The following is a 24,961-nucleotide window of genomic DNA, read 5'->3' on the forward strand; positions in this document are numbered from 1 at the left end:
AGTAAGAGAACGATTCCTGATTCCTGTCTTATCCAAAATTTAAAATCCAAAATCGTCTTGAGCTGCTGCTTGAATCAGGCTTTTCCGTAATTCAATCCAGTCTATCTCTGAGGCTCTTTGATTTGCGAATAAATGACCTTGTTGTAGGTGTAATAACCGAGTGCAAAACATCTGGGCTAGTTCCAGTTGGTGATTTACCATCAGAATTGTGGTTTGATGAGTTTGACTCAACTGGGTTAAGACTTGCATTAGATGAGAAGCCGTACCAGGATCAAGGGCAGAGGTTGGCTCGTCTAATAATAATATTTTAGGCTGGATGACTAAGGCACGAGCGATCGCTACTAGTTGTCGTTGTCCCGCAGAAAGTTGCACCTCTGTTCGCTCTAACCATTCATTGGGAATATGCAATTGGTCTGTCCAATGATTAACTCGTTGCTGAATTGTCTGTTTGGGCAAACCACGCAAGACTAAAGGATAAGCCAAGGATTGCCCAACTGTCATCCCCAACAGCTTTGACTCTTGCAATACAAGTACAAGCATCTGCCGTAGCTGGATGACGGGAACTTGGCGATATTCTTGATTTTCTAGATAGAGCTTACCACTGGTGGGTTCAATTAAGCGGTTGATGAGGCGTAATAACGAAGTTTTCCCAGCGCCTACTGAGCCTACAATGGCAATGCGATCGCCCTGAAATACCTCTAAGGAAATATCCTGCAATATGGGATATCCTTGCTGATTGCCGGGAAGTTGGGTTTTCAGCTTTGTAAACAGATTAACTTGCTCTAGCCTGAGTATGGCTTTTGCTGTATTCAACGGGACTGAGGATTGCAGAGAAATAACCTAAGTTAATTGTGTACTAGTTAAAGCTGTAGCGATCGCCCAGCCATCGACTAATAGTAGCAGCAGTGTGAATACTAGTAAAATCAGGTACATCCAGGGCTGCGCTAAAGGGCGAACATCTGTGGTGTCAATACTCGTTTTTGCTTGGACAATTTGCACCAAACGGGCAAATCCAGCTACACGCATCGGTAGTAAATAAGCTTTCCCGTCCTGGCTGAGGAAGTAATAAACTAGCCCTCCTTGTCCAGTACTGCGGGGTTTTAACTCTTTCACCTCTGACCAAGGTAAAGACCAGCCTTTACGAAAAAAGCTCGGCACCCAGGCGGGGTAAGTAACCTGAATTCCTTGGTCATCTACCATTACTTGTTCAGTTAATACCGCGTACAAGGCAACTAAACCGATGCCAATCCCTACCCACAATAATTCTGGAGGTACGGGTGCCGCTGTTACCTGCGATAAAAAAGGTAAGGGGACTGTGAGTGCTATGTATAGACTCAGCAACGTTATCCGAATCAAAGGAGACAGACGAAAAACAGAAGCTGAGATATTGGCTGAGTTTGCTGTCACGGCTCAATTACAATGCTTTCCTTCATTGTAGGCTAGGTCTATGTCCCTGGTAGTTGATGTATGGCAATTCACGGTAAATACTTCTGCACTACAATCCAACCAGTAAGAGACACCCAGGCAAATCCGATAAATAGAATAATATTTACGCCGATGTGTAAGGGTCTAGCCCAAGGTCGTCTGACACTAATTTGGGTGGCACTGAAAGCAGATAGTAAAACTAATGCTACGACTATCAATCCAGCGATTAAGTGTGACGAGTGACCTAAAGAACCAAAGTGTCCCCAAGTGCCAACGATGCCGATCGCTAGCAGTAGTAGCACTAAACTTACCATGCTGATGCCCATTGTATAGTGAAGCGATCGCACCCCTTTATTACCGCCCATAAATGGCGTAATAAAAGGAAATTGTTGCGAAGTTCTCGCCCGAAACATCCAAACGCCGGTGATTGCTAACATTAGATATGCCAGCAGGGACAACCCCATCGACCAGGCCGCTATTTTCCACAACCAAAGAAATGAAGGCAGATTCATAAGAATGATTGTAAATGAGATGAGGGCAACAAGAGAGACAAGTAAAATAACCAATGCCCCATGCCCACTTGCCCTGAGCGGAGCCGAAGGGATGCCCAATTCCCAATAAATAATAAACAAAAAGGGCTGCTAAATTAGCAACCCTTAAATTTAGATAAAATTGTTTTTTTTAATCAACCGAGGCTAAACCAAGGATTTGCAAGGGTTTTGTAGTATCTCCAATTTTTGTATTAATTTGCTGCACCATTAGTTTGGTATTAAAAGGGTCTTTTTCATCTGATGAGTCTGTATCAAACTCATTAGTACTGGGTTCTTCGAGCATCAGGCGATCGCACGGAATCTTATCGGATAAAATTGCACTTGCCATCATCCCTGTATGAATCTCCACTTGACCTTTTAGCGGAGCTTCAAAAACTAAACGTTGTCCAGGGAAAACAACCCTTTCAAAATACCAGTTGGGAATATTGGAGATGCGAGCTACCTGTATTTTGCTCGTGGCATTAATGTAGCAGCAGAGAATTTTTCCTGATTGCTCAGGTGGTAGAGGATCTAATATTTGAGCCATAACTGCTGAGGAGCTTTACGCCACAATTTTACATTACACTAGCCAAGCCTAGCACCCACTGATCCCCAGTTGTTGTAACTGCGAATACCAACTGAGTCTTTGTAGATTATTTCTGTCTAAAGATATATTTTCAGTTATGAAATTTTTGTAATTATTCACACCTTTTTCGGAATTATACACTATAAATAAAAGTTTTTGATATTTTTTGCTGGTATAAAAGTTTCAATTCTCTGAAAGCAGATTGTTAGGGAATTGACATAACAACGATCCCCTAGCTTTTAGCATAGCGAGGAAGTGGGTTTTGCTCTTTCATCTATCCCAGGATTAATCGGCAGGGATCATCGCTTAATGAATAAACTCGATGTTATGGTAAAGCTATATGAAAAAATATCTTCATAAAGCTCTCTATAGATTCCATGTATGTTTTATGCACAGCAATTTTAGCGTTTTCCGCACTTGTTAACGGCAGGTGAGGGTGTATCAATAATCGGCTGAAATGTCAAGCATGATTGCGATAAATAAAACCAAATAAAACAAGCACACACTTTAAAACTGAATGTTTTTCTCGCTTTCTCCACAGATTGGCAAGATGGAAGTTAAAACACAGATGATGGAAAATCGAATTCTTTACGTTCGCCTTCCTTGTAACCCCATCTTTCCTATTGGGGTTGTCTACCTGAGCGATCATGTCCACAAGCAGTTTCCTAATATTGAACAGCGCATCTTTGATTTGGGAACAGTGCCACCTTTAGATTACAGTTCGGCTCTGGATCGCTGTATTGATGAATTTAAACCGACACTACTAGTATTTTCTTGGCGGGATATTCAAATTTATGCCCCAGTTGGCGGACGTGGTGGCAACCCGTTGCAAAACGCTTTTGAATTTTACTACGCCAAGAATCCTCTATTGAAACTACGCGGCGGATTGGGCGGTTTGCGAATCTTCATCGCTTATTATGTAGAGTTGTGGCGAAACCAGGGCTTAATCAAACGCGGTTTAAACCGTGCCCAAAAATACAATTCTGATGCTCGTGTAGTTGTCGGTGGTGGTGCAGTCAGCGTATTTTACGAACAATTGGGTAAAAGCTTACCCAAAGGGACAATTATTTCTGTGGGTGAAGGCGAAACCCTGCTGGAAAAACTTTTAAGTGGCAGAGATTTTCGAGATGAACGTTGTTACGTTGCCGGAGAAACTCAACCACGTCAACGGCTAATTCACGAACAACCCACCCCAATAGAAAAAACAGCTTGTAACTACGACTATATCGAAAGCATCTGGCCAGAATTTAACTTTTACCTGCAAGAGCAAGACTTTTATATAGGTGTACAAACTAAGCGTGGTTGTCCTCACAACTGTTGTTATTGCGTCTATACTGTCGTCGAAGGCAAACAAGTACGCATCAACCCAGCAGATGAAGTAGTTGCTGAGATGCGCCAATTATACGATCGCGGCATTCGCAACTTCTGGTTTACTGATGCCCAATTCATCCCCGCGAAAAAATTTATCGCCGATGCCGTAGAACTATTGCAAAAAATCGTCGATTCTGGTATGACAGATATTCACTGGGCAGCATATATCAGAGCCGACAATTTGACACCCGAATTGTGTGAGTTGATGGCGAAAACCGGGATGAACTACTTTGAAATCGGGATTACTAGTGGCTCTCAAGAACTTGTGCGAAAAATGCGGATGGGGTATAACTTGCGAACCGTTTTGCAAAACTGCCGTGACTTAAAAGCCGCTGGTTTCAACGATTTAGTTTCCGTCAACTACTCCTTTAACGTCATTGACGAACGTCCCGAAACCATCCGCCAAACCATCGCTTACCACCGCGAACTAGAACGGATTTTTGGTGCAGATAAAGTCGAACCTGCCATCTTCTTTATTGGACTACAACCCCATACCCATTTGGAAGAATACGCTTTCAAAGAAGGCATCCTCAAACCAGGGTACGATCCAATGAGCTTGATGCCGTGGACAGCCAAAAAACTTCTCTGGAATCCCGAACCCCTTGGTTCATTCTTCGGCGAAGTCTGCTTGCAAGCTTGGCAACAAAACCCCAACGATTTCGGGCGCGAAGTCATGAAAATCTTAGAAGAAAAGCTGGGTTGTGCTGACTTAGAAGCAGCACTGACAGCACCATTAGAGACGAAAGAAAAACAGTTAGCAGGTGTATCCTAGAAAACACTAAAATGTGAAGAAATTCAGAATTTTGAATTTCTCCCTCTATCTTCCTCAGTGCCTCTGCGGTTATTTTTACCAAATCCCATGTTAGAAGGTTCAATCCTACAAAAACTAGAAGCAGCTCATCGCCATACCACCAGGCCAATTCGATTCGGTGTTTATTACAAAAATACCTTAGTTGCCCTGTGCCACGCTTTAGAAGACCATATCTTAACCGATGACGGTACACCCTTAGTCATCACAGCCTTTCAACAAGGTAAATGGTATCTACAAGAAGCCGAACGATATGCAGACATCGCCCAATGTAGTTGCCAAATTGCCATCATGGCTGCTGTTGAATCTGGCTTTGCTGAACATCCTACCAGCCAGCTACCCAATGTAGACTTAGTGGGATTAGATGCAGGCGATCCAGTGGCGCAAGAGTGGCACTTAATTATTTTATCGCCTAAATACACAGCAATGGTAATTTGTCAAGAATTATCAGAGGCTGATTATGGCAGCGCTGGAGTACCGACATCGGACTTAGAGCGCAAATTCTATGGCTTGTGGACATTTGAGCCAGAGTTGGTACAAGAGACAGCAGAAATCGCGATCGCTCACATCAAAAAATACAACCCAGAACTGGCGGAAAAACTCACAGGCAATAAACAGCAAATTGTACCGTCAATGGACAGATCCCAAAATTTAGGTGCAGTTGTCTCCCGTGTAGTAGATTACCTCCAGACTGGGCAAGAGAATTTATCCATCCCTACAGCACTTCAGAAACAAACGCTGGATCGCAACTTGGTTTCTAACGAAATTCAAGCCTTTTTGCGAATGGCGCAACTGATGGATATGGCAGATGTCAACAATCCAATGGCAGCTGCGGAAATAGTAGTTCTGGCTGAAGCGATCGCCCAACTTTTGGATCTTCCCGCATGGCAGATTAAGAGGTTGCGGCTAGCGGCTTTGTTACATCGCATAGATCCATTACAAAAAGCAGAAAGCGTACTCACAGGCGGTATATCCACACGCTACCAAGAAGATGCTCCCAGTTCTCCCTTAACTTGTCCCTTAGTACCAGGGGCGCAAGTATTGCGAACCATGCCAAGATTACGAGCAGTTGCCCAAATTATCACTCACCAAAGCGAGTGGTGGAATGGTACAGGGGAACCAGCAGGTTTAGCTGGAGATGAAATCCCTTTAGAGTCGAGGATTTTGGCATTATTGGCAGATTTTCAGTGGCGACTCAATCAGCGAAAATCGTCAAATCAAAGCCGGGAACAGATATTTACTCAAGCTTTAGATGAGTGCAGACAGCAACAATCTACCCGCTTTGACCCTAAACTTGTAGATACCCTAGCTTTATTAGTAATGGGTTTACAACAGGGACTTGACTTACCCTTGATGACACCCAAATTCAGCGCCGGCATCTGGATACTTGATTCCCAATGGGATAGCCACAGCAAGATAAGCGAGCAGATTGGTAGTTATTTTACATGAATATTGAAGCCATTAGATTAGGAAAACTCAAACAACTTCCAGGGGCAAATTTAGAAGACGAGGAACTCTCCCAACTCGATTTAAGCCGGATTAATCTTGCTGGCGCTACCCTTGTCGGCACTAATTTTGCTGGTTCTAAACTCGAAGGAGGGCATTTGGAGGGGGCAAATTTGATGGGAGCCAACCTCCAAGCAACTGACTTGCGGGCAAACTTGATGGGAGCCAACCTGATGCAAGCAGATTTAACAGGCGCTGACTTGCGAGGTAGCAATTTGCGTGGTGCTAACTTAATGGGAGCTAGACTCAGTGATGTGTCATTAATCGGTGCTTTCTTGAGTGGTGCAAATTTGATGAATGTGAACTTGCAAGGCGTTGACTTGCGGGGCGCTGACTTGCGCGGTGCAAACTTGACAGGGGCAAATCTCAAAGGTGCAGACTTGAGTCGCGCCGATTTGCAAGGGGCTTTGTTGAGTGAAGCAAACCTCGAAGAAGCTGACTTGCGGGGGGCGAATTTGGCAGGGGCTAATTTTTCAGGAGCGAATTTACTCTGTGCAGAGTTAGAAGGTACAAATTTGAGCGGCGTTAATTTGAATAAAGCTTGTGTGGTGGGGACTGTGGTTGAAACGCTTGCGTGAAAATTTGTGTAGCCGTACCTAGTCGCAGTCCCGATTAAGGAATCAAAGCATGACCGATGACAGCCAATCAAACAACTCAGATGAAGAAGAGTTTGACCCGGTAACAGATCCAAGGGATTGGTCGGCAGCAGAAACAGAGTTAGCCTGTTTTGCGCTTGCCAGAAGCAAGGGTAAACGGTTGGTTAAAATCATCAACACCAAAAAACCACCCATGCCGATTATTTGTATTTTTGAGGACTATCCAGAATGACACCCGTCGCCGCCCAAGTCTCAATCACCGCAATCATTCCCATGTTGACCGCGATCGCCAATCGGCAATGGGAACAGTTTAAAGAACTGGAAGCAGATTTTGTATCCCAGTATGGAATAGAGGTATGGCAAGAGGTTTTTAACTTCCGTCTCAAGCCAGCACTGGATAAAGATTCTGACAGATGGCTACTAATCCAGTGGTGTGGTGAAGGAATTATCTCAGTCAAAAATGTGGCGTAGGTGCGATCGCGCAAGGTGAATTATGGCGATCGTTTAATTAAAAACTTCTCCTAAGTGCGCTCTTAATGCATCGATACTGCCCCACTGATTCATCAAGCCTTCACTAGACAACAATTTAGCTTTAGTGTCATACCAACTCCAGTTGGCTCTCATTTCCTTCTTATCAAGAGGAATACGGCTGGGATTATTGAAATCAGCAATCCAATGAACCTTAACCCATCGGAAAATACCCCATGTACCTATTTCCCATTGAGGTTTATCTTCACTTCCCTCATTAACCAGTTCAACTACGTGCGTCAAGTATCGCTCGTCGTACCCATCCGGTTTTTGAGAAAGGATGATAAGAGATCCTTTTGGTAAGTTAAAGGCGTGAGTATGTACACCCTCACTCTCTTTAAAGTTTTTAAAGTTTAACTGAAAGTAAGCTCCAACAGGATAGCTTTCATACGCCCAATCTTTATCATCATTGACATTTTTGATATATTCCAGACGACTACAATCCATTATTTTTAACCCTAAATATTTATTTGATGTTTAATCTCTAAAAAACTTTTGGCTAAAGTCTGACACTTTGTCCAAATGGAATATTAATGTAGTTCCTTTTTAGCCGATATTTTATTTTTCTACAAGTTCATTACCCATTTTTAATTTTTCACTGTTCGCCCTCGTATCCCCAAAGCTAGTACACTCATCAACAACACCCCCATCACTCCTTGTAGGGGATTATTATTCACACCAGTTACCCAATCAGGAACTTGGCCAGAATATTTCACTAATTTACCTACATTAATAATGTAGTAACCCCAAACTAAACCACCATGCAAACCAATTGGAAAACCCAAGCGTCCCCTCCGCCAACGCTTTCCCCATACTTGCGTTAACCCCAGCAGTACTAAAGCTGGAAATTGCGGCAGTGTATGAATAATTGCCTCCAAGGGTTTAATAAAGTGCAATGTAGCAAAGGCAGTTGCATCTGTCCACAGTGCCACACGCAGACTGTAATCTCGTTGTAATTCATCTAGCAACCAGCCTCGGAATAACAATTCCTCAGCAAATCCAACACCTAAGCCAACAAGTAAACCCTCTAAAACAACTTTCAATAAAAAAACTTTCGGTTGTTGCCACACCAACCAACCCAATAAACTTTCTATTCCAAAAAGTATCAGAATATTAATTATCCCCAGAGCCAAGCCACGCAGTAAATCCACACCATTTTGCCGCGTGAATTCTAAGCCATAATGCCGCAGAATTTGGGGCTGCTGGTAGACATATTTACCCCATAATCTCAGTAAAAAAATAAATATTGCATATAACAATACCAATGTCAATATACTTTCTAGGTTTGAATCATGTACTAGTAAATATATTGGTGTAGCCAATGGCAACCATAGCAACAGTAAAGTCAAAATAAAACAGCCCAGCCTGATAGGGGCAGGGCGTTCAGCTAAACGGATAAGGTTTTCTTTCATACCAATGTTAAGTCACTAGCCAATACTCTATACTTCGACTAATGACTATTCATCAGGTTCAATCGTGCTACTTAAACCATGACTTTTCAATGTTTCGCAATAAAACTCAGCGTGTTCCAAGGCGCAAGTAATGACTAAAGCTAGCCCGTTAGTATGGGCTTCCATCATGATGCTCACAGCTTGGGGTTGGGTAAGGCTAGGTACAGTGGCTATTAGCGACTGTACAACATGCTCCATAGAGTTGTAGTCGTCGTTATGGAGCAAAACGCGATACCGAGGCGCGAGCTTGCGGGTTGTGGAAGGCTTTTGAATAGTTTCAACTGACACGGCTCTTTGCTCTTTTCTCGTTACTTCACTACAACAAAGTCTCTGTTTTGCGATCGCTCAACAGTTATTTTCCTATTCTATAGTATTTTTGCTCATATACTATGCTAGGAAAACCCTTTGCTGGCAGGGATTGGTTGTATTAGTTTTGCGTAGCCACTTGATAAGGCACACATCTAAGACATGGCTGCCGTAAGAGTGCTACCCTAATCTTACAGAAGCTTTTCTTAAACGTAGCGCATTTTCACTTTTAAGATAAAGAAAGTTGCAAGCAAAACAATCCTTGCCCTTGCCCAAGATGGACATGAGCCTAGATTTTCTTCAAACGGGACAAATTGTGTCTCTAGAGTATGGCGACAGGAACCTGTATGCAGAAGTCATTCAATTTGTAGTTTCTCGCCAGTTGTGTTGGGTGCGTCCTTTATTAATGGTTACTTTCATAGAAGAATCACCCCTAATTACCGATTTGCGAGACGCATCTGACTTACTTTGGCCTGCTAATTTATTTCGCCCAGCATTAGACACAGAAGTAATTACCTTCTTGAGCCAACTTTTAGCAAAAGAACCAAAAACCGAACCTGATTCAGCCGCAAAGCAGCAACTTAATCAGTTTATTCACCAACTTTGGCAAGCCTATCAAGAGAGATTGGTGATTGGGGATTAGGCATTAGGCACTTGTACTGAGCGACTTGCCTTGAGCGGAGTCGAAAGGAGCCGAAGTATTGGGCATTGGGAATAGACAATATAGAGACTTCTTGAATAATTCTTCCTTGTCTTCCTTGTCTTCCCAGTCCCCAGTCTCTAATTCTCAACATCTTCTTCAACTGTAGCGAATACCAGCATTTTTCATACGTTGAAGACTGTGAAATTCGATTGCTACATCCTTCGCACCAGAAATTATTTCGTCCTTGTCGTAAGGTGAATAATTGTGGTTAGTACCGTCGTCAATCGCTTCATGCATCACCTGAAGGATATGACTAGACTAGAAGTTAGTTTATCTGGCTCGCCAGTAGCCATATTGATGATATCAACTCCCTTAGCAACGAGTTCATTCCGCTTGTGGACAAATTCAGCAAACAGATTGGGAGGAATTTTTTTAGGCGTTTAGCGAACTGTATGGCGATTTTCGATAGAATGCACAATGTAGAGGTTTTTTAGTACAGTTTACGCCACTTTAAGTATTGAAATAATCAACCTCATCGAAAAATACTAGCAAAATCATATCGCCCTTTTATCCCCCTTGCTAGATTTAATTACGAATTACGTTAGGCAGTCCTCGTCTTCTTACAGAGAAGCAAGCTACACAGAACTTCTGTCTGCGACACCCTGCACGAACGTAGAAAGAGCGTCATTATGAATTATTTTAAAATCCCAGACTAGGAACCAACTGGATTCGCCCAGCATCCATCTCTGCCATTAATAATTCTAAGGCTTCGTAATCAACATCAGAAATGTAACCCAGTTCCGTCAATTCTGAGTTAATTTCATTCTCTATCTCAGGAGTTAGTTTTTTAATGTCAAGAGCTTTTTCTACCAATTTACGAATAGCGTACTGAGTTCTCATAAGTAATAACCCAACTGTAATATGACACTAATCATCCCAGATCAGCCTCAGTATAAAGAGTGATCCAAATACTAATTTACCAGTGATATATATCACAATTTAGTTAGTTAGATAGATAATTCACTATGACTTTGCTGTATGCCATCAGCAAGGCTAAAGTGTAAGATTTAACCTACCGTTAAGACTTGGCTAAATTAGCTTTAGTTATAGACTAAGCAAGGTTTATCAGCATAGTTACTGATAATTTGTCTGCTTTATGGCCGTCTATAGTTGATTGTTTTTGAACTGAGATAAAAAAAAAGTATACATAAACACATTTTAACCTGGAATTATAACAATCTTTAAACAGACATCCTAAAGCAATAAAGATTCAGCAAAGAGAGCTAAGACGTATGGTCGATGCAACAAAATAGAGTTTATGTTCAAATAATCCTTAGTTTGACGCTTCAAAATTCTTAATAGGATGTAACTATGCAGGCAGTGCTTAACTATCCCAAGATTGCAGTTATTCGCCCCCAAGGGTGTTTAAATGCTGCAAACGCCTTGGAATTTGAACGAGATATGACTACAGCGTTGGCGCAAAATGGTATTTCCATCTTGGTAGTAGACCTCGCAGCAGTAGAATCTTTAGATAGCGCGGGGTTGATGGCATTGTTATCTACACATAAGCTGGCTCTTACTTTAGGAAGAAGTTGTCAACTTCGCGCTGTTACTCCACAAATCAGAATGATTTTTGAACTGACGCAACTTGATAGGGTATTTGAAATATTAGACGCTGAAGCCGAATTGGCCCAAACATAATTTTATGTAAAAGCACAAAGGTTCAGGCAATAAGCGGACTTTATGTAAAGGAGTTGTAAGTTGCAACGATAAAATCTGTTAGAAGACCTAATTCAATGCTAATGTTGGGGTTGGGTAGCTGTAATTAAGGTAGCTAGAAGATAGCACAGTGGTTGTTGCAGTTGAAAAATTAATAACATCGGATATTTTAAAACCAGCCCGTTACCTGGGTAACGAACTGTTAGCAGTACACAAAGATTGGGATACGGCAGCAATACGTTGGGTTTTAACCTACCCAGAAGTATATGAAGTCGGTGCATCTAATTTAGGGCACATCATCCTTTATAACATCTTGAATGCCCAACCGCGTCAATTGTGCGATCGCGCTTACCTCCCAGGAAAAGACCTGGCAGCCAAACTACGCGAAACTAATACGCCATTGTTTGCGGTAGAGTCAAAGCGATCGCTGACAGAATTCGACATTTTAGGCTTTAGCCTCAGTTACGAACTGGGTGCAACTAATATCCTCGAAATGTTGGATTTAGCTGGAATTCCCTTGACGTGGCGGGAGAGGCAGGGGAGCAGAGGGGCAGAGGGGCAGGGGGGTAGAGAATCTACTGATACCCAGTCGACCTTTCCGTTGATTTTCGCTGGTGGGCAAACAGCAACATCAAATCCTGAGCCTTATGCTGACTTCTTCGACTTTATCGCCCTTGGAGATGGAGAAGAACTGCTGCCAGAAATTGGTTTGGTGTTAGAAGAAGGCAAACAAGCAGGATTAAGTCGGGAACATCTGTTACTGGATTTGGCACAGATACCAGGCGTATATGTGCCTCAGTTTTACGACATGGCAGAGGATGGCTCAGTTCACCCTCGTCGCCCAGACGTGCCAAAACGAATTCTGCGAAGGGTTGCAACTCCCATACCAGCATATTCCATAGGTTTAGTTCCTTATGTAGAAACGGTGCACGATCGCTTGACCATTGAGATTCGGCGTGGTTGTACTCGTGGCTGTCGCTTCTGTCAACCAGGAATGCTGAATCGACCAGCACGGGATGTAGAACCCGATAAGGTTGTAGAAGCAATTGAACAGGGTATGCGGGCAACTGGTTACAATGAGTTTTCCCTCCTATCTCTGAGTTGTTCTGATTATTTGTCCCTACCAGCAGTGGGGATGGAAATCAAAAATCGCTTAAAAAATGAAAACATTTCTCTGACTCTACCAAGCCAACGGGTAGACAGATTTGACGAGAACATTGCCAACATCCTGGGAGGTACGCGCCAAGGTGGACTGACTTTTGCTCCAGAAGCTGGTACTCAGCGGATGCGAGACATCGTGAATAAGGGGTTGACGAATGAAGAATTGTTGCGGGGTGTAAAAACCGCTTGGGAGCAAGGCTGGGATAAAATCAAGTTGTATTTTATGATTGGCTTGCCGGGTGAAACCGATGCTGACGTTGTGGGCATTGCGGAAACGGTAAGCTGGCTACAGCGAGAATGTCGGGGTAAGGGCAGAAAACCCCTAAACTTTAACCTGACGATTTCTAACTTTACGCCCAAGCCCCATACACCATTCCAGTGGCACTCAGTTTCTACAGTTGAATTTAAGCGCAAACAAAACCTGTTGCGGCAAGAGTTCCGCCGAATCAAGGCAGTGAAGGTAAATTTTACCGATGTCCGCATTTCGGCAATGGAAGATTTTGTGGGACGAGGCGATCGCAATTTGAGCAAAGTAGTCCGCCTTGCCTGGAAATTGGGTGCAGGTATGGATTCCTGGTATGAAAATTTAGATCGAGCTTTTGGCGCTTGGGGATCTGCGATCGCCCAAGCCGATTTAGATTGGAAATACCGCAAAGTAGAAAATGGCGAATGGAATTTGTTTCACGTAGAGACGCAAAAGGGCAAAGAAGCAGAGGATAATACCCCACTTAGTACTCCCCACTCCCTCGATATTCCCCTACCTTGGGATCATATTGATACCGGGATTGACAAAAAGTGGCTCAAAGAAGACTTGCAACGCGCTCTAGAAGCTGCAATTGTACCCGACTGCTCTTTTGAAGGTTGTTCTCATTGTGGCGTCTGTGGCACTGACTTTGGGCATAATATCGTCATAGAATCACCTGCTATCCCAAAATTTGCTGGCGAATTTGTCCCTAACACAACTAAGGCGCAAAGACTGCGAGTTTGGTTTGGCAAACAAGGTAATATGGCTTTGATGAGCCATCTAGATTTAATCCGTCTGTTTGACCGGGTTGTGCGGCGAGCAAGCTTACCAATTGCTTTTAGTGGTGGGTTTCACCCAATGCCACGCATTTCTCTAGCAACTGCTTTGGCTCTAGGGGCTACTAGCAGCGGTGAAATTGCAGATTTTGAGTTAACTGTGCCAGTGGAAGTTGATACTTTCTTCAGAAAGTTGGCTCATGAAATGCCCACAGACATACCTATATATAATGTGGAGCAAATAGATTTAAAAGCTAGTGCCGCTACCCAACTGCTAGAGTCCGCAGAGTATTTAATTACTGTGGCAGCACTTGCAGAAACAACACCCATACAATGGCAAAACTGGATTGATACAATCAAAGCAAAAGAGGAACTTTGGTACGAGCAAATAACTAAATCAGGCAAGAGCCAGTTAATAAATCTGCGCGATCGCTTATTTGAACTGGAGTTAGTAGAAAACTACAATTGCGTTGCAGAATCTATGTCATCTGTAATCCGTTATCTAGGTAGCTATCGCCAAGACGGTTTGGTGTTGCGTCCCGAACAAATCCTGTTTATGCTAGAGACAGTGGCTGGTGTAGAATTTCAACTCCTGCACATCCACCGCAATCGGCTAATTTTAGGGGTATAATCCCTGTAGGGCAACTTGCTAGTAGTTGTCCTAAGAATGGCAGCTCACAGGAATTGATTTTTAGCAAGGTTGCGTTAGAATAGGGTGAAGAGAAATTTTCTGGCGCTGCATTGAATTAGCTGGTTCACTACCCTGGTATTCAGGGGGCGAAAGCAAAGATATTAGAGTGCAACTTCTAGGATTTTATCCTAGACAAACAAAAGCAGATTAAAGAATGCACACTCTCTCTATAGCTACCTTGTGAATCAGTAACTAACAGCAGGCTCGGTTAGCTTCTCTAAATCCATGCTTTTAAACAACTGCTGAATGTCTAATCCAGGTAGTGCCCAAGAGCTAGTGCATTACTTTTTTAGAGTTAAAGCAACTGATGTCGGTTATGCCGACTTGTTGTAGACGTTCACGAGACGCGCAAAGCGCTGCTTGTCTTAGGCTAGAGCCGCTCAAGGCAGATTAGCGATTGGCGAATCTGAATATAACCCTAAGAGAAATCCGGGGAATGGAAAATAGAAATAGTTTCTTTTTCTTAACGAATTCAGTAGGTTACTCTCAAATAAAGCATCCTGAGTTAAAATGCTCACTCAGGATTTAGAACTTTCAACTCAGAACTCTCAAGATTTGAGGGTATTGCATCACAAATCAACCACGGACGGTTGATTTAATTGCTTAAACGATATGCAGCAGTTCTGGAATAATCAGCCGTAGAAACGCTCTTAAGAGCGCCAATAGCTATTTAACTTAGAAGCTCAGATTTGCAATTTTTATTATCAGTAGCGCCTTTTGAGGGTTGCGAGGGCAGCGAAAGTATAATATCAAACCGAGAAAACATTGGTAATTAAAACTAACGCGGAGACGCAGGTAGTTTTGAATTATTAAGTAATTAACCGGACTTGATACAACGAACCTCAAACCTGTAAGTGCTGCCAATTTTTGAGGAAATTGAATGCCGAAACAAATTATCATCGCGGAGCAGCACCAAATTGCTGCGGTTTTTTCTGAAGATCAAATACAAGAACTCGTTGTTGCTACGGGTCATCATCAAATAGGTGATATCTACTTAGGAGTAGTAGAAAACGTATTACCTGGGATAGATGCGGCTTTTGTCAATATTGGCGATCCAGAGCGCAACGGTTTTATTCATGTTACCGACTTGGGCCCATTGAAGCTCAAGCGTACCGCAGCGGCAATTACAGAATTACTTGCACCACAACAGAAAGTTTTGGTGCAAGTAATGAAAGAGCCAACGGGGACAAAAGGGCCCAGGCTCACAGGTAACATAACCTTACCTGGACGTTACGTAGTACTGATGCCTTATGGTCGGGGCGTAAATTTATCCCGACGGATTAAAAGTGAAAGTGAGCGCAACCGCTTGCGAGCGCTGGCGATTTTGGTCAAGCCGGCGGGAATGGGTTTGCTTGTGCGTACAGAAGCAGAAGGCAAACCCGAAGAAGCGATTATGGAAGATTTGGAGTTACTGCAAAAGCAATGGGAGGCTATCCAGCAGGAAGCTCATTCTACCCGTGCGCCAGCACTGCTCAACCGAGACGATGACTTTATCCAGCGCGTATTGCGAGATATGTACGGCGCGGATGTCAATCGGATTGTCGTGGATTCTAGTACTGGTTTGAAGCGCGTCAAACAGTACTTGCAGAATTGGAGTGGCGGTCAAACACCGCAAGGATTGTTGATTGACCATCATCGCGATCGCTCCCCAATTTTAGAATACTTCCGGATCACTGCTGCCATTCGAGAAGCCCTGAAACCAAGAGTAGACCTACCTTCTGGCGGTTACATTATCATCGAGCCGACAGAAGCATTAACCGTAATCGATGTTAACTCTGGTTCGTTCACGCGATCGGCAACAGCTAGAGAAACAGTTTTGTGGACAAACTGCGAAGCAGCAACAGAAATCGCTCGCCAGTTGCGTCTGCGAAATATCGCCGGGGTGATCGTCGTTGATTTTATTGATATGGAATCGCGACGCGACCAACTACAAGTTCTCGAACACTTTAATAAAGCACTCAAAGCAGACAAAGCTCGTCCCCAGATTGCCCAACTTACCGAACTGGGTTTAGTAGAACTAACCCGCAAACGTCAGGGTCAAAATATTTACGAATTGTTTGGTGAAACTTGCCCCACCTGTGGCGGTTTAGGACATACTGTGCGTCTGCCTGGAGAAATCGAAAACCGATTGCCAATACCGGCAGAGACACCAGAGCGCGAACGTTTTGTATCCTTGCCTCACCGAGAACCACGTCAGCCATCTGCTCGCATCCCGGAACCACGAGAAACATACGATGGATTTGGGGAAGCATTTGAGGGCGATTCGGAATTGAGTAACCTAAATCTAATCAATCATCCTAGTTATCAAGAACTGAATGATAAGCGCCGTACCCGCACTCGTCGCAGTCGAATTGGTGTTAATGGGTTAAACGGAAAAGATGAAGCTCGGATTGTTCCCAATCCCCTGGCTTTTGTTAACGAGCCAGATTTAGACCTGGATGTAGAACCAGAACTAGGAGTTGCACCAGAAATTCCCTCGCCCACCCTTGGCAAACCAGGCTGGAGTGAAAGAGTAGTAGAGCGCACTAAAATTATCAAAGCAGAACCAGTTAAGCCAGTGGTAGAACCACCGGAAATTAGAACTGTAGAAATGAGCCTCCAAGAACAGGATATATTTGCCTTGATGGGAATATCTCCCTTGGTGAAGTTAGAGCAAGAGGTGAAAAATACTAAGTCTGTGATTATTAATGTGATTCAGCCCGGTCAACAGCCAACGACCCCAATTGAATCAACCTCAGAATCACCTATTGTTCAAAAAGCAACACCTGAAATAATCACTATTGCCCAAAAGTCAACACCTGAAATAACTGCAAGCAAAATACCGACACCAAAAGTTATTGAGCCAGAACAAAAATCTTCGATCGAAGAGACAACTGAACCATCGGAGTTGACTGTGAATCCTTCGGGACGCTTGTCTGCAAAAGCCGCCGCCGCGAACGAAATCGCAGATGAAAGCGAAGCTAATAGCAGCGCCACTGCCAGCCGTCGCCGCCGCCGTCGTTCCTCAGCGATCGAGGATAATTAATTTGCTTTATGGTAGAAACATCACCAACGCCTTTGGAACAATCCACTTGGCTGGAGTTTTCTACCTTATCAGAGATTCCAGGGTTGGTTGCAGGTGTGGATGAAGTAGGGCGAGGTGCTTTATTTGGCCCGGTCGTGGCGGCAGCAGTGATCTTACCAAATCGCGCTTTGCCAATACTGATGGCAGCTAAAATCAAAGACAGTAAAAAGTTGTCTAGTTCTCGGAGAACTCAGCTAGCGCAGCAAATTTGTGCGCTGGCTATAGACTGGAAAATTGGGTTTGCTTCTACTGCCGAAATTGACAAGATAAATATTTTGCAAGCAACGCTGTTAGCAATGAAGCGGGCTGTGCTGAAGTTAAAGGTACAGCCTGAACTTTGCTTGATTGACGGCAATCAGTCAATCAAAGATTTGCTATTGCCGCAACAAACAATAGTTAAAGGGGACGAGCGATCGCTCGCTATTGCCTCTGCTAGTATTGTCGCTAAGGTTTGGCGTGACGATCTGGTAATGCGTCTAGCATTAAAATACCCTATGTACAACCTGGAGTGTAACAAGGGTTATGGTAGCCAGCGGCATTTGCTGGCTTTGCAACAATACGGGCCGTCGCCTCTGCATCGTCAGTCTTTTCGTCCTTGCCAAATCAAAGGTCTGAATGTTGAGTGATTGAAGAAGAATACGGAATTCAGAATCAATTAGTTTAGTAGGGGATAACCTGCGGGAAGCAAGCTACAAACCTTCTACTAATTACAGAATTCAATTCTGTAGCTTGCTACCCTGAAAGGGTATTCTAGCTCTTGACTCCTGAATTCTGTTTGTTAACAAATTACTCAGCATTCAGGATTGGTAATTCAGTACTATCACTCTCAAGTCCTCTATCTTTGGTTTGTGATATCACCCAGTAGCGATAATCCGTCAAAAGTTGATTCAATAACCTTTGCTTGACCGACAACAGTACGCTTTTAAGCAAACCATTGCCAGTAGCTTCTAAAATCGGCTTAGGAGTAAAAGAAAACGGCGGTGGAAAATCCACCACTACTTCTAAATCAGCTTTCCCTTGCAGGCGAGTGCCAGTGCTAAACTCTTTGGGAGACAAATAGCCTTTTAAATTGAGAGCAAAGCGCTGGTTAATATACTCGAAACCTAAAATTTCACAGTTTAGCGATCGCAAATAAATTATTCCATTTGATTCTGCCCAGACTCTCATGTCTACAGTAGGTTGAATACTCAATGACATAAAAGTCAGCGGACGCATTTTCAAGCGAAATACTTCCTCAGAAAGCTGCTGAATCCGACTATTGTCAACCAAAGCCTTAACCAGGCGTTGAGGCTGACGCAAGTAGTGCTGAATGGGAATAGGCTGCTCTGGAACAGCGATTTCAACCGATTGGGAGGCAGTAAACCGGGTAGCCATGAGCTAATAAAAATATCTGTTTCTTAATTTTAATATTTTTTAACAACTTAGTTTTGATTATTAGAAAATTACAAAATTTATTGACTATAAAAACGATTGTTGCTTATTAGCTATAGATTAATCAGCAAAAAGTTGGTACGCTCGTTCTATCTTGAGTTCAAGAAATATAAACTAGGATTTAACTCTTGACACAAAATCAAGAATATGCTTAGTCGTTTGGATATAAACCATTATTATTACTCTTAAATCTTCAGAGGGATTTAGTAAAAAAACTGCTAGGAAATCTATCTGCTAGAAGACTGATTTCCATGACTTGTTTTCTTGGATACATATTTCCTTCTATCCCTTTAATCTGTAAATTTTAGAGATAACAGTGTTTAGTAACAGTAAATGTTGGATATATTTGCCAAAGCAAAATATCATAATCTTTGTTTAGGCATTAAACTCGTAACTCAAGGCTAAAAGTATGACTTTATCGATCGCACATTTAGGGCCTCCTGGCACTTACACAGAGCAAGCATCTGTTTTTTATGTCAACTGGCTAATTAAAAGTAGGGGAGTAGAAGCTAGATTATGTCCCTATCCCACCATCCCTCAATCACTGCACGCTGTTGCTGATGGTCAAGCTCACTTGGCTGTTGTGCCAGTAGAAAATTCTATTGAAGGGAGTGTGACTACCACAATGGATACACTATGGCAGTTGGACAATTTGCGAATTCAGTTAGCTTTGGTATTACCCATTGCCCATACATTAATTTCTTGCGCGTCTACTTTAGATAGGATTAAAACTGTTTATTCTCACCCACAAGCTTTGGCACAATGTCAGGGATGGTTAGAGCGGTTTCTCCCAACTGTACAGATTATTCCCAGCAATTCCACAACCGAAGCACTACAGCGATTAGAGCAAGAGACAACAACGGCAGCGATCGCTTCTAGTAGAGCAGCTCAACTTTACAACCTGCCGATACTTGCTAGTGGTATCAACGACAATCCAGAAAACTTTACTCGTTTTTGGGTAGTAAGTCAGGGTGAGGTGGACGCTGGATACCAAGCAACAAAAGCGCTTGCTAGTCACACATCGCTGGCTTTTAGTATGCCTGCCAACACACCCGGAGCATTGGTCAAACCTTTGCAAATATTTGCTCAACGAGGGATTAACCTCAGCCGGATTGAATCTCGTCCGACGAAGCGATCGCTAGGCGAATACTTGTTTTTCATGGATTTAGAAGCGGATGCCAAAGACGCACAAATGCAATCTGCTTTAGCAGAATTAGCCATCCACACAGAGATTTTAAAAATTCTTGGCGCTTACAATGTTTTACCGATCGGCGCCGTTACTTAAGAAGTTAAGAGTTATCATTTAGGATTTACCAATTATCAGCTAGGAAATATAAATTATAAGTTGTCGATCTTTTATTTTTGTTTTTTCTTCCTAACTCCTCACTTTTAACTCCTAACTCTTAACTCCTCACTTTTCACTAAATGTATCTTTGAGAACAGCCCGAGCTGCCAAGTGATTCCGAGTAGAAGTTAAAATTTCAGCTTCTCGCTCTAGACGAGTTACAGTATCTTGCATTTCTAACAATAATTGCTGCTCTGCCGCGACACCATAAAGATTACTGGCTACCCAATAAGATAACTCTGTTGGTAGATCGGGCAAATCTTCTGGCAATTCAATATTTTGTTCGGTTAATTTGGCTGAGAGACGCACCACATCTCGCAGTAGTTGTTCTACTTCAGTTGATAAAGGTCGCAAATCTTTAGTCGGTGGTTGGTCTTCAATCCATTCAACTAAGCCAACGCGATATGGCTTTTCACGAACATACTCTAATACACGAAATCTTTGCTGCCCTAAAGTCATCATCTTGATCCGATCGTCTGGCAGCCTTTGGTGATGAATAATTTCGGCACAGCAACCAGTGTTTGCAATTGTACCTTTGACTGGATCGAACATCAAAACACCGAACCTGCGATCGCTTTCCAAAATCGTGTTCATCATGATTCGGTAGCGAAATTCAAAGATGTGCAGGGGTAATGGCCTGGTAGGAAACAGAACTACTTCGGGTAACGGGAACAGAGGTAGTTCGCGAACTGCAATTTTAGAAGATGATGTCATTGTTACTTTGGTATAAACTTAATCTTTAAAATTTCTTTTCTCTGCTTTTCCCGTACTTTATCTACATTCTATCATTTGTTTCCTAGCTAAATAAAAGCCCTGAGATATATTTCTTCAGGGCTGTGTAAATATTCATACTAATGTCATTTGTCTTTTGTCCTTCGTCCTTTGGCAATGACAAATGACCAATGACTAATGACTAAATTAAAGTTTGACTTCAATATCTACACCCGATGGTAGATCCAATTTCATCAGGGCATCAATAGTCTTGGAGGAGGGCTGGTAAATGTCAATAATCCGGCGATGAGTACGGGTTTCAAAGTGCTCCCGTGAATCTTTATCTACGTGGGGCGATCGCAGCACACAATAGATCCGGCGTTTTGTTGGTAAAGGAATTGGGCCTATAGCTGTAGCGTTGGTGCGGTTAGCTGTGTCTACAATCTTCTCGCAAGATGTATCTAATAAGCGCCTGTCAAAGGCTTGTAAGCGAATTCTAATCTTCTGCTGCTGTAGAGTTGCCATCTTTAATTTTCCAGGTTCTGCGTAATTAGGGGAGTATTTACAGGTTAACGGTTACAAGTTATCGGTTACAGAAAACTATTACCTGTCCCCTGTAACCTATTACCTTATTTATAAGAGGGAAGAGAAAGGAGCAGAGAGGCAAAATAAATACCATCTCTGCTCCTTTGTTATGAGCAAAAAGGTGCTTGCTACTTGATAATTTTGGAGACGACACCAGCACCGATGGTGCGACCACCTTCGCGAATAGCGAAGCGCATTCCTTGTTCAATCGCGATCGCATTGATCAATTCTACTGTCATCTTGATGCGATCGCCTGGCATTACCATTTCTACTTCTTTACCTTCATCAGAGGTGTAGGCTTTGATGGTACCAGTTACATCGGTTGTCCGCACGTAGAACTGGGGACGGTAGCCTGCGAAAAATGGAGTCTTACGACCACCTTCTTTTTCTGTTAGAACGTAGACTTCACCTTCAAATTCATTATGAGGTTTAATTGAACCTGGTTTGGCAATTACCATACCCCGTTCAATGTCAGCCTTCTGGATACCCCGGAGTAGTACGCCAGCGTTATCTCCAGCCATACCTTGCTCAAGACTCTTCTTGAACATTTCAATCCCAGTTACGGTAGTAGCGCGAGTATCTCTAATACCCACTAGTTCAACGTTATCGCCAACTTTGACTACACCCCGTTCAATCCGACCAGTGGCAACAGTACCACGGCCTGTGATTGAGAACACGTCTTCTACAGCCATCAGGAAGGGTTTATCAACATCCCGCTCAGGTGTGGGGATGTAAGAATCTACAGCATCCATCAGTTCATAGATTTTGTCTACCCAAGGATTTTCACCGCGTTGGGTCTTCGGATTCTTGGTCATTGCTTCCAGAGCTTGCAGACCAGAGCCTTTGATAATAGGGATATCATCACCAGGGAAATCATAGCTGCTTAACAGTTCTCTCAGTTCTAGTTCCACTAGTTCCAGGAGTTCTGGATCGTCCATCAAGTCTTCTTTGTTCAAGAAGACAACCAGACTGGGAACACCAACCTGTTTTGCCAACAGAATGTGTTCGCGGGTTTGGGGCATAGGTCCATCGGTAGCAGCAACTACGAGGATACCTCCGTCCATCTGTGCAGCACCAGTGATCATGTTCTTCACATAGTCAGCGTGTCCTGGACAGTCTACGTGAGCATAGTGTCTATTTGCAGTTTCGTACTCTACGTGAGCGGTATTGATGGTAATACCCCGTGCCTTTTCTTCTGGGGCATTATCAATTTGGTCGTAGCCTTTAGCTACAGCCTGACCCATAGCTGCCAAGGTCATGGTGATGGCTGCTGTCAAGGTAGTTTTACCGTGGTCAACGTGGCCAACTGTACCGATATTGATGTGGGGTTTATTCCTTTCAAACTTTGCGCGTGCCATGAATACTCATTTCCTTATTTTAACTAAGCGTTCCCTTTGCTTTTTGCAATGATAGTTTCAGCTACGCTGCGAGGCACCTCTTCGTAGTGGCTGAACTCCATCGTGAAGATACCCCGACCCTGCGTCTTTGACCGGATATCAGTGGCGTAGCCAAACATGGTCGCCAGTGGAACTTTGGATGCGACCTTAGCAAGTCCCTGTTCGGTGCTTTGACTTTCAATTTGCCCTCGGCGAGCAATGAGGTCGCCAATAACGTTCCCGATATAATCTTCAGGAACTTCAACCTCAACTTTCATCATAGGCTCTAAGAGGACGGGTGAAGCTTTCAGCACAGCCTCTTTCATCGCCATTGAACCAGCGATTTTGAAAGCCATTTCCGAAGAGTCCACATCGTGGTATGACCCATCAATTAGCGTTGCTTTAACGTCAATTAACGGATATCCAGCTAGAACACCGGATTCGCAGCTTTCTTTCATTCCTTGTTCTGCGGGGCCAACGTACTCTTTAGGTACTGAACCGCCGGCAATTTTGGAGACGAATTCAAAGCCAGTACCGGGGTCTCCAGGTTCCAAATTGATCACAACGTGACCGTATTGACCTTTACCACCACTTTGGCGGATAAATTTGCCTTCAATTTTGCTCACAGCTTTCCGAATTGTTTCTCGGTAAGCTACTTGTGGCGCACCTACATTCGCTTCCACCTTGAATTCTCGTAACATCCGGTCTACTAGAATTTCTAGGTGTAGCTCTCCCATCCCCGCGATCACGGTTTGGTTTGTTTCCGGATCGACACGGACACGGAAGGTGGGGTCTTCTTCTGAGAGAGATTGCAGAGCCTTGGACAGCTTGTCCATGTCGTTTTTGGTTTTGGGTTCAACCGCCACCGAGATCACAGGCTCAGGAATGAATAGGGATTCCAGAATTACTGGCGAGCCATCATCACAGAGCGTGTCACCTGTCAAGGTGTCTTTCAATCCCAAAGCTGCTCCCAAATCACCCGCTCGCAGTTCATCGACATCTTGCCGATCGTCTGCTTTCATAAGAACTAAGCGGGAAATCCGTTCTTTTTTATTCTTACTAGCGTTGAGAACGTAGCTGCCCTTTTTCAGGACACCAGAATAAACACGAACAAATGTGAGGCGACCATAAGGGTCAGCCATAATCTTGAATGCCAGAGCTGCTAAGGGTTCGTTGTCATCAGCCCGCCGCTCAACAGTATCGCCATTGGGCAGCAAGCCTTGAATTGGCGGTACTTCACTTGGCGCTGGCAGGTAATCGACAACGGCATCTAGCATCAGCTGTACGCCTTTGTTTTTGAATGCCGAACCACAAAGTACTGGTACAATTGTCCCCGCAATTGTGCCTTTACGCAGGGCAGTCCGAATTTCCTGTTCTGTAAGTTCTTCGCCCTCGAAGTACTTAGTCATCAGAGCATCATCTGTTTCTGCCGCGGCTTCTATTAGCTTGGTGCGGAATTCCTCTACCTGCGCTTGCAATGCTTCCGGGATATCAGTTTCCTGGATATCAGTTCCTTGGTCATTAGCGTAAATATACGCACGCATCCGTACTAGGTCAACGATTCCTTGGAAGTCGTTTTCACTACCGATTGGTAGTTGAATGGCGATCGCATTTGCCCGCAGGCGATCGCGGATTTGGTCGTGAACTTTATAAAAGTTCGCTCCGGTGCGATCCATCTTGTTGATAAAGGCTATCCGAGGAACTTTGTAGCGTTCTGCTTGCCGCCACACTGTCTCGGATTGCGGTTGCACGCCGCCCACAGAACAAAATACTGCGATTACACCATCCAACACGCGCATGGAACGCTCAACTTCAATTGTGAAGTCTACGTGACCCGGAGTATCGATAATGTTAATTTGATGATCTTTCCAACTGGTACTGATAGCAGCGGCAGTAATGGTAATTCCCCGCTCCCGCTCCTGCTCCATCCAGTCTGTGACGGCAGTTCCTTCATGAACTTCGCCAATTTTATGAATTATCCCAGAGTAAAATAATATTCTCTCTGTTGTTGTTGTTTTGCCCGCATCTATATGCGCCGCAATACCAATGTTGCGTACTTTCTCTAGCGGGATCGTGCGTGCCACAGGTGCCTCCTATCGTTTTTGCCT

At 43.6% G+C, this 24,961-nt stretch carries 25 protein-coding genes; 11 read left to right on the forward strand and 14 right to left on the reverse strand.

What is annotated here, in order from left to right; genetic code table 11:
• Window positions 1-39: 39 nt before the first annotated feature.
• From V7K45_RS01245 to V7K45_RS01260, 4 genes are all read right to left on the reverse strand, one after another.
• Window positions 40-813, reverse strand: coding sequence for an ABC transporter ATP-binding protein (locus V7K45_RS01245; protein WP_334999621.1), 774 nt, complete (start codon window positions 811-813; stop codon window positions 40-42).
• A gap of 27 nt (window positions 814-840) precedes the next feature.
• Window positions 841-1,407, reverse strand: a complete 567-nt coding sequence (locus tag V7K45_RS01250; protein ID WP_334999623.1) for a hypothetical protein — start codon at window positions 1,405-1,407, stop codon at window positions 841-843.
• A 68-nt stretch (window positions 1,408-1,475) separates the two neighbouring features.
• Window positions 1,476-1,937: a DUF4079 domain-containing protein gene (locus V7K45_RS01255; protein WP_334999625.1), complete on the reverse strand. Its 462-nt coding sequence runs from the start codon at window positions 1,935-1,937 to the stop codon at window positions 1,476-1,478.
• 169 nt (window positions 1,938-2,106) lie between these two features.
• The gene (locus V7K45_RS01260) at window positions 2,107-2,502 is read right to left on the reverse strand and encodes a DUF1830 domain-containing protein (protein ID WP_322663524.1); all 396 of its coding nucleotides are present in this window, start codon (window positions 2,500-2,502) and stop codon (window positions 2,107-2,109) included.
• Window positions 2,503-3,091: 589 nt separating this feature from the next.
• On the opposite strand from V7K45_RS01260, the gene V7K45_RS01265 reads away from it, so the two are divergent.
• The 5 genes from V7K45_RS01265 to V7K45_RS01285 all read left to right on the forward strand — a co-directional run bounded on the left by V7K45_RS01265 (window position 3,092) and on the right by V7K45_RS01285 (window position 7,293).
• On the forward strand, window positions 3,092-4,684 hold the full coding sequence (locus V7K45_RS01265) for a photosystem II high light acclimation radical SAM protein (protein WP_334999629.1): 1,593 nt from the start codon (window positions 3,092-3,094) through the stop codon (window positions 4,682-4,684).
• A gap of 87 nt (window positions 4,685-4,771) precedes the next feature.
• Window positions 4,772-6,169: a DICT sensory domain-containing protein gene (locus tag V7K45_RS01270; RefSeq protein ID WP_334999631.1), complete on the forward strand. Its 1,398-nt coding sequence runs from the start codon at window positions 4,772-4,774 to the stop codon at window positions 6,167-6,169.
• Window positions 6,166-6,804 (forward strand): pentapeptide repeat-containing protein, encoded by a 639-nt coding sequence (locus V7K45_RS01275; RefSeq protein ID WP_334999633.1) that lies wholly within the window; start codon window positions 6,166-6,168, stop codon window positions 6,802-6,804. Before V7K45_RS01270 ends, V7K45_RS01275 begins: the two co-directional genes overlap by 4 nt.
• Before the next feature lie 49 nt (window positions 6,805-6,853).
• Window positions 6,854-7,054: a hypothetical protein gene (locus tag V7K45_RS01280; RefSeq protein WP_334699277.1), complete on the forward strand. Its 201-nt coding sequence runs from the start codon at window positions 6,854-6,856 to the stop codon at window positions 7,052-7,054.
• The gene (locus tag V7K45_RS01285; RefSeq protein ID WP_334999637.1) at window positions 7,051-7,293 is read left to right on the forward strand and encodes a hypothetical protein; all 243 of its coding nucleotides are present in this window, start codon (window positions 7,051-7,053) and stop codon (window positions 7,291-7,293) included. The genes V7K45_RS01280 and V7K45_RS01285 overlap by 4 nt, the downstream gene beginning before the upstream one ends.
• A gap of 33 nt (window positions 7,294-7,326) precedes the next feature.
• On the opposite strand, the gene V7K45_RS01290 is transcribed toward V7K45_RS01285, so the two are convergent.
• The 3 genes from V7K45_RS01290 to clpS form a co-directional block, all read right to left on the reverse strand.
• Window positions 7,327-7,797, reverse strand: coding sequence for a hypothetical protein (locus V7K45_RS01290; protein ID WP_181931906.1), 471 nt, complete (start codon window positions 7,795-7,797; stop codon window positions 7,327-7,329).
• Between the two features lie 140 nt (window positions 7,798-7,937).
• Window positions 7,938-8,762 carry a CPBP family intramembrane glutamic endopeptidase gene (locus tag V7K45_RS01295; protein WP_334999640.1) on the reverse strand — a complete coding sequence of 275 codons (825 nt, stop codon included), beginning with the start codon at window positions 8,760-8,762 and terminating at the stop codon, window positions 7,938-7,940.
• A gap of 45 nt (window positions 8,763-8,807) precedes the next feature.
• Window positions 8,808-9,089: an ATP-dependent Clp protease adapter ClpS gene (clpS, locus tag V7K45_RS01300; RefSeq protein ID WP_069070124.1), complete on the reverse strand. Its 282-nt coding sequence runs from the start codon at window positions 9,087-9,089 to the stop codon at window positions 8,808-8,810.
• 295 nt (window positions 9,090-9,384) lie between these two features.
• Between clpS and V7K45_RS01305 the strand changes: the two genes are divergently transcribed.
• Window positions 9,385-9,750 (forward strand): hypothetical protein, encoded by a 366-nt coding sequence (locus V7K45_RS01305; RefSeq protein WP_334999810.1) that lies wholly within the window; start codon window positions 9,385-9,387, stop codon window positions 9,748-9,750.
• Between the two features lie 156 nt (window positions 9,751-9,906).
• On the opposite strand, the gene V7K45_RS01310 is transcribed toward V7K45_RS01305, so the two are convergent.
• Complete coding sequence (locus V7K45_RS01310; protein WP_334999642.1) at window positions 9,907-10,047, reverse strand: hypothetical protein; 141 nt, start codon at window positions 10,045-10,047, stop codon at window positions 9,907-9,909.
• Window positions 10,048-10,449: 402 nt separating this feature from the next.
• Window positions 10,450-10,650, reverse strand: a complete 201-nt coding sequence (locus V7K45_RS01315; protein ID WP_094349495.1) for a hypothetical protein — start codon at window positions 10,648-10,650, stop codon at window positions 10,450-10,452.
• Window positions 10,651-11,121: 471 nt separating this feature from the next.
• On the opposite strand from V7K45_RS01315, the gene V7K45_RS01320 reads away from it, so the two are divergent.
• The 4 genes from V7K45_RS01320 to V7K45_RS01335 all read left to right on the forward strand — a co-directional run bounded on the left by V7K45_RS01320 (window position 11,122) and on the right by V7K45_RS01335 (window position 18,031).
• Window positions 11,122-11,451 carry an STAS domain-containing protein gene (locus tag V7K45_RS01320; RefSeq protein ID WP_334999644.1) on the forward strand — a complete coding sequence of 110 codons (330 nt, stop codon included), beginning with the start codon at window positions 11,122-11,124 and terminating at the stop codon, window positions 11,449-11,451.
• A 148-nt stretch (window positions 11,452-11,599) separates the two neighbouring features.
• Window positions 11,600-14,281, forward strand: coding sequence for a TIGR03960 family B12-binding radical SAM protein (locus V7K45_RS01325; protein WP_334999646.1), 2,682 nt, complete (start codon window positions 11,600-11,602; stop codon window positions 14,279-14,281).
• A 940-nt stretch (window positions 14,282-15,221) separates the two neighbouring features.
• Complete coding sequence (locus tag V7K45_RS01330; RefSeq protein ID WP_334999648.1) at window positions 15,222-17,366, forward strand: Rne/Rng family ribonuclease; 2,145 nt, start codon at window positions 15,222-15,224, stop codon at window positions 17,364-17,366.
• Window positions 17,367-17,374: 8 nt separating this feature from the next.
• On the forward strand, window positions 17,375-18,031 hold the full coding sequence (locus tag V7K45_RS01335) for a ribonuclease HII (protein WP_334999649.1): 657 nt from the start codon (window positions 17,375-17,377) through the stop codon (window positions 18,029-18,031).
• Between the two features lie 160 nt (window positions 18,032-18,191).
• Here V7K45_RS01335 and V7K45_RS01340 read toward each other — a convergent pair whose 3' ends face one another.
• The gene (locus V7K45_RS01340) at window positions 18,192-18,779 is read right to left on the reverse strand and encodes a DUF1997 domain-containing protein (RefSeq protein ID WP_334999651.1); all 588 of its coding nucleotides are present in this window, start codon (window positions 18,777-18,779) and stop codon (window positions 18,192-18,194) included.
• 466 nt (window positions 18,780-19,245) lie between these two features.
• On the opposite strand from V7K45_RS01340, the gene pheA reads away from it, so the two are divergent.
• Window positions 19,246-20,121, forward strand: coding sequence for a prephenate dehydratase (pheA, locus tag V7K45_RS01345; RefSeq protein ID WP_334999652.1), 876 nt, complete (start codon window positions 19,246-19,248; stop codon window positions 20,119-20,121).
• Between the two features lie 126 nt (window positions 20,122-20,247).
• On the opposite strand, the gene V7K45_RS01350 is transcribed toward pheA, so the two are convergent.
• The 4 genes from V7K45_RS01350 to fusA form a co-directional block, all read right to left on the reverse strand.
• Complete coding sequence (locus V7K45_RS01350) at window positions 20,248-20,895, reverse strand: LON peptidase substrate-binding domain-containing protein (protein ID WP_094349488.1); 648 nt, start codon at window positions 20,893-20,895, stop codon at window positions 20,248-20,250.
• A gap of 204 nt (window positions 20,896-21,099) precedes the next feature.
• A complete protein-coding gene (gene rpsJ, locus V7K45_RS01355; RefSeq protein WP_008232935.1) occupies window positions 21,100-21,417 on the reverse strand; it encodes a 30S ribosomal protein S10 in 318 nt (105 codons plus the stop codon).
• A gap of 188 nt (window positions 21,418-21,605) precedes the next feature.
• Window positions 21,606-22,835, reverse strand: a complete 1,230-nt coding sequence (gene tuf, locus V7K45_RS01360) for an elongation factor Tu (protein WP_069070114.1) — start codon at window positions 22,833-22,835, stop codon at window positions 21,606-21,608.
• Window positions 22,836-22,858: 23 nt separating this feature from the next.
• Complete coding sequence (gene fusA, locus V7K45_RS01365; protein WP_334999654.1) at window positions 22,859-24,937, reverse strand: elongation factor G; 2,079 nt, start codon at window positions 24,935-24,937, stop codon at window positions 22,859-22,861.
• Window positions 24,938-24,961: the final 24 nt, after the last annotated feature.

Source organism: Nostoc sp. (genome assembly GCF_036917375.1).
GTDB lineage: Bacteria > Cyanobacteriota > Cyanobacteriia > Cyanobacteriales > Nostocaceae > Nostoc.